Below are 12,845 nucleotides of genomic sequence, written 5' to 3'. Positions count from 1 at the left end.
TTTAAGAATTAGGAAAAGTGATTGAAATCGTTAAACCTTTATTAGGATTGTTTCTTGCAGAAATCTTCCAATGATGCTGTTGTACAATCTTTTTTACATAAAATAAACCCAAGCCAAAACCATTCACTTCAGTACTTTTTTTGTTGGAAACGCGGTGAAATTTATCAAATATAAAAGAAATATTTTTTGGCGGAATTCCAATTCCATTATCTGCAAATTCCAATTTCAATTCTTTGTCTTTGCGGGTTGATGTTATTTTTATTTCCGGTTTTTCTTCGCTGTATTTAATGGAATTATCAATTAAATTGTGTACGACATTTGTAAAATGAAATTCATCAGCAAAAATTGTTTCGTTAGCATTAACATCAATTTCAATTTTTAAATTTTCATGTTTTAATTGCAGCGGTTCTACAATATCACTCAAAAATGGAAGCAATTTTATTTTTATAGGATTGATTGCCAATGCAAATTCATCATTTCTAGCGATATTCAGTATTTTTTCAATATGATTATTAAGTTTTTTTCCTTGTGTTGTGATGATGGAAGTATAAGTTTCCAGTTTTGTATCATTTTTAATTGCATCTTGATTACTCAAGTAGTTGGATGCGAGTAGAATAGAGGATAGAGGCGTTTTGAATTCGTGGGTCATATTGTTGATGAAATCACGCTGCAATTCCGAATATTTTTTATGTTGGATAATCGTATAAATTGAATAAACATAAACTAAAAGAATAACAATTAACGCAAAAGATAGAATAAACCAAAACCGCAAAGAACTGATTAAATAGGAAGTTTCTTGTGGAAAACGAATCGCAAAATAATAAACCAACTCATTTGATTTTGGGAATTCAATTGTCTTTTTCGGTTTTAAATCATCATCAATCGAAATGTATTTTCCATACATCATATCGTCACTTTCGCAATTGTAAATCGCATATTCATAATCAGTTACGATGTTAAATTTAGAAAATTCGGTTTTAAGGTAATGTTCTAGAACTTTGGGTTCAATATTGTCATTTACATTAACGATGTAATAATCGTTTGAAACCCTCTGAATCAAATCTTTATTCGCAAATTCATGTCCATTGTTTTCATATAATTTACGAGCAACTTCTAACAATGCAATATGAATTTTCTGCGAAAATTTCTTTTCTTCTAACGTAAATGATTTGTAAGTCCAGATAAGTTGAACAATTAGAATACCAATGGTTGCAACCAATCCTAAAGCAATGATGATATTAAGTTTTTTTATTTTCAATAGAAATTTCTCTATAATATTGATTACACAAAGCAATATTAATTAAAATGAAGCCAATTTATTTACGATTAACAACTCATTAACAAAAGATTGAAAGCGGTTAACAATAGACAAATGAATGACTTAATACTTTTGTTCTATAACAAATCAAAATTAGTTTAATCTTTAAATTATTAATTATGAAAATTTTAAAAATCTCAGTAATTGCACTAATGTTAGCAGTAATTCCAGCTTCGGCATCCGTTTTAAATGTAAGCAAAATTATAGAAAATGTAGCTGATGTTGTGATTTCATGGAAAGCTGAAACAATTGATGTTGGACAAATTCCACAAGGAACACCTAAAACCATTCCGTTTGAATTTAAAAATACTACTTCAAAACCAGTTTTAATAACTGCTGTAAGAGCGGCTTGTGGTTGTACAGCTACTGATTACAGTAAAGAATCAATCGCTCCTGGAAAAACAGGATATGTAAATGCGATTTATAATGCGGCGGGTGTTGGTGCTTTTACAAAAACTGTAACTGTAACGACCAGCGACAGCGATTCATCAAAACAATTAACATTCAAAGGAACAGTTGTGGCAAAATAATTAATTACTTGCCCAAATTTAGTTTTTAAACGAACACTTTAATTAGTGTTCGTTTTTTTTATTAGTTGTTCAAAATAAAACAAACCACTCAAAATTGTACATTTGTAAAAAGCTGTTAATTTATGAGTGACGAGTTGAATTTAGGTATCGATTATTTTAATCAAAGTCCATTTTATTCTGTAATTTCTTTCCATAAAGTTATTGATGCGTTAAAAGAAATCGCTAAGGAAACCGAAACGCCTTATCGTGCAATTTACGCACAGTCATTACTGGCTGAAGTTGCTAAAGTGCCCGAATTGTATGATGGTATTACATCTAGAAAACTTATTTATAACAATTTACCGTTGATTCATAATTTGTTGGCAGATTTATTTCCTACAGCATTAACAGCAAATGAAATAAAAGCGGTGAGTTTACCTTTTCAAAACTTCAACTTTAATTTTACTCAGCGTTTTCAAAAAATAATCAGCGAAGCAGGAGAGGATTTCGAAATTAATTTTCGCGATTTTAACAACGATCAGTATTATATTTTTAGTTGTTGTTTAATTTTAAACAGTTGTTATGGTGAAAATTTTGATTTGTCGCGCCCCATGTTTTACGATATTCCAGATAAAAACGGAGTAATAAAACACTATAGAATTACATTTAATGGCGATTTTACAGAGTTGATTCCGACAGATAAAGCATTAAAAATAACACAAGATGATATTAAAGTTTTAAAACGCAGTTACAACGATATTTCTGTGTGGAAAGAAAAATTCCCAATACATAGCTGGATTCTTAAAGGTTTTGGAATTATTACGCTGACCGATGTTACCATAGAGAATACCATATCAAGCATTAAAACAAATCTGTTGAAACCCGGACAAGAAGGTATGAGTTTGGCCGAAGGTAAACAAATTTTTAGATCGATATTTAAAGAGAAAAGTATAGATTACGGTATTTTCTTTGTAAACGATGTTTTGTATGATTTTATTGAATTGCCTTTAGTAGTCAATTTTAAAAGCTATTTTCATGTATCTGCAACTGTTTCAAAAGAAATTTTAAGTGCTGCGAAAAAATTCTTTAAACAATTTAATAATACGGTTGATTATTACTGTGTTACCGATATTTTAGAGTTGTACAACCACAAAGAATGGATTCCGTATTTAGATTATCTACAAACTAAAGGCATTCGCAGTTTTATTTTGGCACCTATTAAAAAAACCGATTCTTATCAGGCATACGTAGAAATTACCAGCAGCATTCCTTTTGCCTTGCACACGGTTAATGCTAATAAACTTAATGATGTAATGCCGTTAATTAATGACACATTTATAAAATATCAAATTGATATTAAAAATGAATTAGATGCCATTATTCAGCGAGAATATACTGCATTTCACCCGAGTGTAAACTGGAAATTTGAAGAACAAGCAAAAAACTATTATTTTGCCAAAACTCACAAAACAGAAACGGTTTTAAAAGAAATTGAATTCGAAAATATTTTTCCGTTGTATGGTGAAACCGATATTCAGTCTTCTACAAAATTTAGAAACAAAGCTATGCTTACCGATTTACGCAGGCAGTTAAAAGAAATTATGAATGTGCTGGAATTTATTAAACCAAAAGAAGAAAATTTGTTGTTTCAGCAACGTATCAATGAAATCGTTTTCTTTCAAAATCAGTTAAAAACACATCAGTTTGTAGCCGAAGCACAGATTCATAGATATATTATAGATACTATTCATCCGTTATTTAAACAGTTAAGTGAGAAAGAGGAATATCATAACATTATTCAAAAATACAATAAGCAGTTAGATGAAAAACACCAGCGCTTTTGGCATCAGCGTAAAAAATACGATTTAGCTATACAAACTGTTAATAAGCTTTTAACCGATGTTTTAGATTCTGAACAAACTGCTGTGCAAACCGTTTATCCACATTATTTTGAACGATTCAGAACCGATGGCGTAGAGCATAACTTGTATATAGGCAGTAGTATTTCACCTACACAAATTTACGATTCTATGTATTTGTATAATTTGCGTTTATGGCAGCTGCAGGTTATGTGTAAAGTGGTGATAATGCATCAAGATTTAAAGCAGAATTTAAGTTTTGATATGGATTTAACCAGCTTAATTTTAGTTTACAATGAACCTATTTTTATTAAATTTAGATTAGATGAAAAAAGATTTGATGTAGAAAATAATGACGATATTCGTTTTGAAGTGATTAAAAAACGTTTGGCGAAAGCAATGGTTAAAAATACAAACGAACGTTTGGTACAAGCCAATAAATTAACCATTGTTTATTTAAACGAAACCGATAAAAAAGATTATTTAAGTTATATAGATTTTTTAAAGAATCAAGATTATTTTATAGGCGAAACAGAAGATATCACCGTTGAAGATTTACAAGATATTACTGATCTAAAAGCTTTGCGTGTAACAATTAATACCCATTTTAACAATGATAATTTTAAAATATTCTCTTATACAAATTATGTAGATTACTTAACTAAATTCGTATAAAAGCGATACAAAAAGCAGCTACCGATATAATAATTCCGTACATAAAAACGGTGTATGAAATGCTTAACATTCTGTATTTTTTATTTAAAACCAATCCTAAATAGTACAAATCTTTTATCAATGTATCGTACAAATAATCACGGTCTTTCATTAAATCGTTCATAGCATCATTAAAATCGGTTAATGGTAGTTGATGAAAGTTTCCAAAAAACAAAATATTGGCTTTGCGTTGTTCAATATCTTGTTTAGTAATGCTGTTAGAACTTACTTTAGGTTTGGTTGCTAAAATGGTATAAACAATTGTAATAACACTGAAAATCAGTAATATAAATGTGGGTATAATTAAATGTGCATTACTAGGACTGTCTAATTTTGGAATAATTGCCGTTAACGAAATAGATATAATAATAGAATTTACCGATAGTAAAATATTTGCTTTACTATCTGCAATGGCACTTAATTGGGTATGATTGTTTAAAGTTGTACGAAAAAGTGTTTCAATGCCTCTTTCCGGTCGATCTAATTTCTCGAGTTTTTTCTCTTTAATTTGTTTATTCTTACTTTTTTTGTTAAGTTTTAATTTATCTAAATTTTCGCGAAGCTTAAATATATTTTGTTCTTTTTTTGGTTGCCAATTTTCTTTAGCATAATCTGTAAAATAATAATGATTTTTACTTAAAACATTTAAATTCTGGGTACACCAATCAACATCGGTTAATTGCTGTGTGCACGTTGTTTCAATTTCCTTTTTAAGTAAATCTGCAAGTTCACTGTAATTATCTAAGGTGAAATGATAAAAATCGGCATCTTTCATACACATTTCCAATAAATTTGTTGGAAAATGCACACATTTAGTGGCTAAAATCAAGCTACAAACTTGTTCAATATCTACATTTTTAAACGTGTATTCTTTAATAAAATCTTTAAAAATTTCACAACTTCTTTCTTCATGATTATCGCAACCCAAAATGTATCCTGCATCATGGAACCAAGCTGCAAGCTTTAAATTTGTAGCATCGGGCTCTAAAATACGCTCGCCTTTTATCAGTTCATTTACCGCAGTTACTACTCGTAAAGTATGTAAATAATCATGATAAATATATTCAGAAGATAGTTTATCTTTGAATAGGTTAAAAATGTATGCCTCGGCTTTTAATAAAAGTTCCATTGATGAATTTTTTACACTTTAAAATTATGAAAATTAACTTACATATAGCAAAGATTCTCACTTTTGCTTTTATCATTTTTTTATTAAATGCGTGTGCATCTTTTCATGAACAAGTTGGTAAGGATTTTTCTCGTGATATGATAACTAACGAAGTTCAAGGCGAATTATTGCATGAAATTGTTGTGGTAGGCGATGCCGGCAACGCAAATGAACCACAAGGGCAACAATTATTACAAACGGTTCAAGGGTATTTACAAGAAAATAACAACGATAAAACTTTATTATTTATTGGCGATAATATTTATCCGTTAGGAATGCCAAAAGTTGGCGATAAAGATCGTTTATTGGCAGAAGAAAAGCTAAATGCCCAAATAAAATTGGCTGATTTTGTAAATGGGAAAACTATTTTTTTAGCTGGAAACCATGATTGGTATCATGGGTTGGATGGTTTGCTAGAACAGAAAGAATATGTGGAAAGTAAGTTGGGAAAGAAGTCTTTTCTACCTAAAAAACACGATGCCATTGATGCACTTGAAGTGAACGAAAAACTTACAATTATTACTATTGATAGTGAATGGTTTATTCAAAATTGGGATAAACACCCTAATATTAATGAAGAAAGTGCTATTAAAAACCGTGAAGATTTTTTTGAAGAATTTCGCAGTTTAATCAATAAAAATCAAAATAAAGTAACTGTTGTAGCAATACATCATCCAATGATTACCAACGGATCGCACGGTGGATATTTTTCTGCAAGAAATCATCTTTTTCCTTATAAAAATATATCATTGCCTATTTTAGGAAGCATTGGAAATTATTTACGGAAAACAGCTGGTGCAAGTCCTGCCGATATGCAGCATACGTATTACAGAACAATGGTTGAACGTTTAAAAACACTGACAAAAAATCAAGAACAAGTAGTTTTTGTATCGGGGCACGAACATAATTTGCAGTATATAGAGCATGACGGTATTAAACAATTAATTAGCGGAGCCGGATCTAAAACCGAGGAAACACGAAGCGTTCAGCCAACCAGCTATACAATTGGTAGCTTGGGATTTGCTACTTTAAAAGTTTACAATGATAACAACGTAGATTTATTCATTCATAAAATGACCGATACAGGCAATGAAATTGTTTTTCAAAAATCAATTATGTGTTCTGATGATTATTATCAAAAATTTCCCGAGGTTACAGAAACTTATAAAAAAGCGTCGGTTTATAAACCCGAAACTACCCAGAAATCTAATACCTACCGTTTTTTATTTGGCAACCATTACCGCAGTATTTATGGAACTGAAGTAAATGCTCCCGTAGCAAATTTGGAAACATTGTATGGTGGTTTAACTCCGATCATTTCAGGTGGTGGTAACCAATCACTTTCTTTAAGATTACAAGATAAAGAGGGAAAACAATATGTAATGAGAGGTTTGCGAAAGAGTTCTAAACAATTTTTACAATCTGCAATTTTTAAAAATACCTATATCGAAGATAAGTTAGAAGATACGTATGTGCTTGATTTTATCGATGATTATTACACCACATCACATCCTTATACGGCATTTATATTAAGCAAGTTGTCAAGTGCTGTTAATTTGTATCATACCAATCCTAAATTGTATTATGTACCAAAACAAAATGCGTTGGGAAAATACAATGAAACTTATGGGAATGAATTGTATATGATAGAAGAACGTCCGCATAAATCTCAGGCAAGTGTAGCATCTTTTGGTAACGGTTCTGATATTATAAGTACTCAAGATTTATTGGTGAATTTAGAAAAAGATGAAAAATATAAGGTAGATGATAAAATGTACCTTCGAGCTAGAATTTTCGATTTTTTAATTGGTGATTGGGATCGTCATGCCGATCAGTGGCGTTGGGTAGAACAAAAAGTAGGCAATGATGTAATTTATCAGCCAATACCGAGAGATCGCGATCAGGCTTTTGCAAAAATTGACGGAAAAGTGCTTAGGTTAACCAATAAATTAAATCCGTTGCGCCACATGCAGCATTTTAAAAGTAATTATGGAAAGCCACGCTGGATAACAAAATCGGCATTTCCTTTAGATAAAGTTTTTTTACAAAATACCACATTGCAAGATTGGCAAAATACGGCAGATGAAGTAGTAAAGGGAATGAGCGATGAGGTTATTGAAGATGCTTTTAACAGTTTGCCACCCGAAATTCGTAACCAGTATAGCGATGATATTATTGAAATTCTAAAAGAACGCCGATCAAAATTAGTGGCTTTTACCGCTAAATATTATAAGGAATTATTCAAATACGGAATTGTTGTTGGAACAAACAAAAAAGATACGTTCATTGTAAATACATCAAAAAATGAAGTAATTGTTGATCATTACCGCAATAAAAAATCGGGCGATACGTTAATGGCAACTTACAAATATCTACCAAAAATAACTAAAGAAATCTGGGTTTATGGTTTAGATGATGATGATAATATTAAAGTTATTGGAGATAAATCATCAATCCGTTTAAAATTAATTGGCGGTAAAAATAACGATGTTTATAATATTACATCAAAAACAAGCACTAAAATTTTCGATTATGCATCAAAACCAATAACGATCGAAGAAAAAGGAAATGCAAGTGTTGTTTTGCGCGATCAGTACAATTTAAACCAATATGATTACCGTAAAGCGCCTTTAAATGTATTGGCTATTTTGCCCGATGCCGGTTACAATCGCGACAACGGTGTAATGTTAGGTTTAAACGGAACGTACACCATGAAAAAGTTCAACCAAAACCCATATTCGCAGAAACATCAGTTACGCTTAAAGTTCAATTTTGCCACATCAGGAATCTTTGCAGCGTATAACGGAAGTTTTAAAGATTATTCTAACGCCGGATATTGGAATGTGGAAGCTTTAGCAACATCGTCTAATTTTACTAGAAACTTTTTTGGAGTTGATAATTTAACACCTTATGATAAAAGTGCTTTTAAAGATAATTATTATCGAGTTAGAACGTCGCAATTAGAATTTAAACCAGCTTATGAATGGAAAGGCAGAAACGGAAGTTCGTTTTTGATCGGAGGTACGTATGAATCTACTAAAATTGAAAAAACAAATAACCGTTTAATTGACGAGCAGTTGTTTACCAAATTAAATGATTCATACAATACAACCGATTTTGTTGGTGCACGTTTGAAATATCAATTCGAAAACTACGACAATCAACAAGAACCAACGGTTGGTTTAGGATTTATGCTTTTGTTTGGAAATCGTTTTTTTGTCGATGATTTTAATAAAACACACCAATATTTGAATTCTAAACTAAATTTTGTTGTTCCAATTTCGAACGATAAAAAACTTACTTGGTCATCAACTTATGTATTAGAAAAGATTTTTGGCGATGATTATCATTTTTATCAAGCAGCTACGTTAGGAGCAAATAATGGCTTGCGTGGATATCGTCAACATCGTTTTATGGGCGATACATCATTTGTAACCAGTCAGGATATTCGCTATAAAATGCAACATATTACCAATGGTATTTTGCCTTTAAGTTACGGTATTTATGCAGGATACGATACCGGCAAAATATGGAACAATTTAAACCCAAACAATAAATGGTACAATAGTTACGGCGGTGGTTTATGGCTAAACGCTTTAGATTCGTTCACCGCGCATGTAGGAATTTTTACCAGCAAAGAAAATAGTTTGGTAAGTTTTGGTGTTGGTTTTACTTTTTAGTTTATAATATTAGTTAGTAAGTTTTTAATAGATGAAATTTTAACACTTTCGTCAGTTCGAACTTGTCGATACACTTCACTACTTGAAGTGACGACTTTTCTAAATAATAATTCTATATCGGATTATAAAATTAGTTTAAATCTAACATAAAAACAGTACCGCCTTTTTTACCTTTTTCGCTTTCATCTGCCATAAAAAGTTGGTTGTCGCTTTTAAAAGTAATGGCTTCTTTTTGCGAATTATGTCCTAATTCTTTTGTGGTAATATTCTCTTGTTTAAAAGAATCATCGTTCACAAACGGAATTAGCAATACTTTATCGTGTGTTAAAAAAGCAATTTCATTTCCGTTTTTATTAAGCGCTGCACCGGTAATGGCACAACTTTTATATTGATCGCAGGTTTTTAAAGTCGCAATTTTCTCTGCTTTAAAACTTCCGTTTTTATTAGGTACTTTGTAAACGTAAAAAGCACCATCAAAACCTTTAGATCTGTTTTTGGTAAACAAGTAAAACGCTTCATTTGTAGCTACAAACGCTTCACAATCGTATAATAAATTGCTTTTTTTTGGAGGGAATTCGGTTTGATCTTCATAATAAAAAGTCGTTTCTTGCGATACATTTACCGAATTAGATTGTATTGTTGCAGCATCAACTTTTAAAATGCGTAGGTCTTTACGCTTGTTGTCGTTATTGCCAAAATTGCCAATGTATATGTTTCCGTTTTTATCTTGCGATAAATCTTCCCAATCGGTATTTTCCTGATTATTCACGATAACTGTATTTTCAAAAGTTCCATCAGCCGAATAAACATACAATTCCGACGGATTTCCTTTATCTTGTAACATCCATAATTTCTGAGTTGGTGCATGAAAAATCATTCCCGAAACTTCGGTATGTTTTTTATCTAAAGTAAAAACTTCTTTAAAATTGGTTTCCTGCGATTTTGATGAACACGCATATAACAAAGAAAAACTCAATAAAACGATATATTTTTTCATTTCGAAATTTTAAAGTAAAATTAAAAAGACTTTTACAGTCTTTTTAATTTGGTTAGATAATTTGATAAACGATGTCTGTTGAATTTTTAGATCGATCATTTTTATTGTTTTTTAATTGAAAACTTTTTAGTTTCTTTTCCTTCTTTTTTATCGGTTGAAAAAGTAATACTAAAAGGCAATAACTTTAAATAGTCGGTTCCAAAAGTCAATGTTTCCCATTTCCCATTATTTTGATATAAAAGTTCGGTATATTCTAATTGATTTCTGTTGAATTTTTGATTCACAAACGAAATGCTGATTCCGTGATCTTGTGCGATTTTCTCAATTTCTTTTAAATCGTTTAATGTAGAACTTCCCGAAACCGTTATTAAACCTGTATTAGAGCCTGTAAATTCAGCCGATCTAACGACATAAACAGTTTGTTTAGGCTTCTCTAATTCAACTCTTGTTTCTTGCGTATTTGCAAATAATCCGGTAAACCCAATAACACTACAAATAATTTTTTTCATTTTTTCTGTTTTTAACATATAACGATTATTTTAAATATTTAGTGTGTTTGTTTAGAAAACAAAATATGTAATTTTGATAAAAAAAAACATGTACAAAATACTTATACTATTTCTGCTATTTACCAATTTAACTTTTTCTCAACAAAATGAAAAAGAGGTTCTGGACTATCAGAGAGAACTGAATAAATCATATCTTAACCAGGAAACAACTCCTTTAAAAGAAGAAGAATTAAAAGATTTTAAAGGATTAAATTTTTATCCTTACAACGAAAAATTTGTCGTAAAAGCTACTTTAGAACGATTAAAAAATCAGCCGATTTTTAAAATGCCTACTTCAGGTAAAAATCAACCGGATTATAAACGTTATGGTATTTTACATTTTACAATCAATAATGAAAAATTTCAATTGGAAGTCTATCAAAATATAGATTTAATTAAACGTGAAGGTTATAAAAAACATTTGTTTTTACCTTTTATTGATGAAACCAGCGGAAATGAAACTTACGGAGCAGGACGCTATCTGGATATCGAAATTCCTGATGGAAATGAGATTATGTTAGATTTTAATAAAGCGTATCATCCTTACTGCGCTTATACTTTAGGCTATTCATGCCCTATAACGCCCGATGTGAATTTTTTGAAAACGGCAATTTTAGCTGGAGTAAAATTCTAAATTATGCATTACAACATTCATACACATCACTTTTCAAACAACAGCGAAATTGTAGAATTTGTCAATCAGTATCCAAACGAAGTAAATATTGAATTACCGAATTTTACAGTTGGGATCCATCCTTGGCATCTGAACGAAACCACTTTTCTGGAAGATTTAATTGTGATTGAACACGCAATTCAACAACCTAACTGTAAAGCGGTAGGCGAGTGCGGTTTGGACAAACGGATTGAAACTTCAATAGAAATTCAAAAAAAGATACTAATTCCACAGTTGCTTTTAGCAGAAAAATATAAAAAACCGGTAATTTTGCACTGCGTTGCTGCATATCAGGAAATCATTGAAATTAAGAAAGAATTAAAACTAACCATTCCAATGGTTATTCATGGTTTTTCAAAGAATAGTCAGGTAGCCGAAAGTTTGATTAAGAACGGATTTTATCTATCGTTTGGGAAATATCTGTTACTGAATCTGGAATTAGAGAATGTTCTGAAAACCATTCCATTGAATCAGCTTTTTTTGGAAACCGATATGATTGATCAAACGATTTTTGAAGTGTACAGCAAAGCAGAAAGTGTTTTAAACATAGATTTAAAGCCTATAATTGAAGAAAATTATAACAGAGTTTTTAACCAGTAAAAGGGAATCGATTTTTCGATCGAAGAAGTTTTGCACAATTTATTATTAAATGGCTGTTTGGCAAGAAAGAGCAGAATTATTATTTAAACCAGAAGGAATTGAAATTTTAAAAAAGGCAAACGTTTTAATTGTAGGATTAGGCGGTGTAGGATCGTTTGCGGCAGAATTTATTGTACGTGCAGGCGTTGGTAATATTACAATTGTTGATGGCGATACAGTTGATATTACCAATGTAAACAGACAGTTGCCGGCGTTACATTCAACCGTTGGGCAACCAAAAGTTGATATTGTTGGCGACCGATTGATGGATATAAATCCGGAATTGAATTTAACGCGTGTTCAAGAATTTTTATCACCCGAACGTGCTTTTGAAATCGTTACGAAAGATTATGATTACGTTTTAGATTGTATTGATAGCATAACGCCGAAATTATATTTAATTCTTGCAGCAAAAAGAGCTCGTGTTAAAGTAATTTCTAACATGGGTGCAGGTGGTAAAATGCTTGCAGGGAAAGTTGTTGTGAAAGATATTAGTAAAACCGATGTTTGTCCGCTTGCAAAAGTGATTAGAAGACGTTTACGAAAATTGGGAGTAAACAAAGGTGTTAAAGCAGTTTTTTCGTTAGAAAAACCAGACGAAAGCAGTTTGAAGATGACCGATGGATCTAACTATAAAAGATCGTTTTTTGGAACAAACAGCTATATGCCGGGCTTATTTGGGCTTTATACTGCAGAAACAGTAATAAGACATTTGTTAAAGAGTAAATAAGAAATTCCTG

At 31.0% G+C, this 12,845-nt stretch carries 10 protein-coding genes; 6 read left to right on the top strand and 4 right to left on the bottom strand.

The window, feature by feature from the left end:
• Nucleotide 1: 1 nt before the first annotated feature.
• The gene (locus EG242_RS04650) at nucleotides 2-1,258 is read right to left on the bottom strand and encodes a sensor histidine kinase (protein WP_124898744.1); all 1,257 of its coding nucleotides are present in this window, start codon (nucleotides 1,256-1,258) and stop codon (nucleotides 2-4) included.
• A 179-nt stretch (nucleotides 1,259-1,437) separates the two neighbouring features.
• Between EG242_RS04650 and EG242_RS04645 the strand changes: the two genes are divergently transcribed.
• Nucleotides 1,438-1,848 (top strand): DUF1573 domain-containing protein, encoded by a 411-nt coding sequence (locus EG242_RS04645; RefSeq protein ID WP_124898743.1) that lies wholly within the window; start codon nucleotides 1,438-1,440, stop codon nucleotides 1,846-1,848.
• Nucleotides 1,849-1,970: 122 nt separating this feature from the next.
• Nucleotides 1,971-4,361, top strand: coding sequence for a GAF domain-containing protein (locus EG242_RS04640; RefSeq protein WP_124898742.1), 2,391 nt, complete (start codon nucleotides 1,971-1,973; stop codon nucleotides 4,359-4,361).
• Here EG242_RS04640 and EG242_RS04635 read toward each other — a convergent pair.
• Complete coding sequence (locus EG242_RS04635; protein ID WP_124898741.1) at nucleotides 4,348-5,529, bottom strand: Pycsar system effector family protein; 1,182 nt, start codon at nucleotides 5,527-5,529, stop codon at nucleotides 4,348-4,350. The genes EG242_RS04640 and EG242_RS04635 overlap by 14 nt on opposite strands.
• A 26-nt stretch (nucleotides 5,530-5,555) precedes the next feature.
• Between EG242_RS04635 and EG242_RS04630 the strand changes: the two genes are divergently transcribed.
• Nucleotides 5,556-9,248, top strand: coding sequence for a metallophosphoesterase (locus EG242_RS04630; RefSeq protein ID WP_158608843.1), 3,693 nt, complete (start codon nucleotides 5,556-5,558; stop codon nucleotides 9,246-9,248).
• 130 nt (nucleotides 9,249-9,378) lie between these two features.
• Here EG242_RS04630 and EG242_RS04625 read toward each other — a convergent pair whose 3' ends face one another.
• The gene (locus EG242_RS04625; protein WP_124898739.1) at nucleotides 9,379-10,245 is read right to left on the bottom strand and encodes a hypothetical protein; all 867 of its coding nucleotides are present in this window, start codon (nucleotides 10,243-10,245) and stop codon (nucleotides 9,379-9,381) included.
• A 101-nt stretch (nucleotides 10,246-10,346) separates the two neighbouring features.
• Complete coding sequence (locus EG242_RS04620; protein WP_124898738.1) at nucleotides 10,347-10,754, bottom strand: hypothetical protein; 408 nt, start codon at nucleotides 10,752-10,754, stop codon at nucleotides 10,347-10,349.
• A gap of 88 nt (nucleotides 10,755-10,842) precedes the next feature.
• Between EG242_RS04620 and EG242_RS04615 the strand changes: the two genes are divergently transcribed.
• The 3 genes from EG242_RS04615 to EG242_RS04605 are packed head-to-tail and all read left to right on the top strand — an operon-like array spanning nucleotide 10,843 to nucleotide 12,835.
• On the top strand, nucleotides 10,843-11,427 hold the full coding sequence (locus tag EG242_RS04615) for a DUF1684 domain-containing protein (RefSeq protein WP_124898737.1): 585 nt from the start codon (nucleotides 10,843-10,845) through the stop codon (nucleotides 11,425-11,427).
• A 3-nt stretch (nucleotides 11,428-11,430) separates the two neighbouring features.
• Nucleotides 11,431-12,066, top strand: coding sequence for a TatD family hydrolase (locus tag EG242_RS04610; RefSeq protein ID WP_124898736.1), 636 nt, complete (start codon nucleotides 11,431-11,433; stop codon nucleotides 12,064-12,066).
• Between the two features lie 49 nt (nucleotides 12,067-12,115).
• Nucleotides 12,116-12,835: a tRNA threonylcarbamoyladenosine dehydratase gene (locus EG242_RS04605; RefSeq protein ID WP_124898735.1), complete on the top strand. Its 720-nt coding sequence runs from the start codon at nucleotides 12,116-12,118 to the stop codon at nucleotides 12,833-12,835.
• The last annotated feature ends 10 nt before the right edge of the window (nucleotides 12,836-12,845 follow it).

The sequence above is a fragment of the Paenimyroides viscosum genome (assembly GCF_003858535.1).
Lineage (GTDB): Bacteria > Bacteroidota > Bacteroidia > Flavobacteriales > Flavobacteriaceae > Flavobacterium > Flavobacterium viscosum.
This window is presented reverse-complemented; position numbering and strand designations above follow the sequence as displayed.

Excerpts from the sequence above, each read along its gene's own strand:
- EG242_RS04615 (WP_124898737.1), top strand. The coding sequence starts at position 10,843 with ATGTACAAAATACTTATACTATTTCTGCTATTTACCAATTTAACTTTT.
- EG242_RS04625 (WP_124898739.1), bottom strand. The coding sequence starts at position 10,245 with ATGAAAAAATATATCGTTTTATTGAGTTTTTCTTTGTTATATGCGTGT.
- EG242_RS04610 (WP_124898736.1), top strand. The coding sequence starts at position 11,431 with ATGCATTACAACATTCATACACATCACTTTTCAAACAACAGCGAAATT.
- EG242_RS04635 (WP_124898741.1), bottom strand. The coding sequence starts at position 5,529 with ATGGAACTTTTATTAAAAGCCGAGGCATACATTTTTAACCTATTCAAA.
- EG242_RS04645 (WP_124898743.1), top strand. The coding sequence starts at position 1,438 with ATGAAAATTTTAAAAATCTCAGTAATTGCACTAATGTTAGCAGTAATT.
- EG242_RS04620 (WP_124898738.1), bottom strand. The coding sequence starts at position 10,754 with ATGAAAAAAATTATTTGTAGTGTTATTGGGTTTACCGGATTATTTGCA.
- EG242_RS04605 (WP_124898735.1), top strand. The coding sequence starts at position 12,116 with ATGGCTGTTTGGCAAGAAAGAGCAGAATTATTATTTAAACCAGAAGGA.
- EG242_RS04640 (WP_124898742.1), top strand. The coding sequence starts at position 1,971 with ATGAGTGACGAGTTGAATTTAGGTATCGATTATTTTAATCAAAGTCCA.
- EG242_RS04630 (WP_158608843.1), top strand. The coding sequence starts at position 5,556 with ATGAAAATTAACTTACATATAGCAAAGATTCTCACTTTTGCTTTTATC.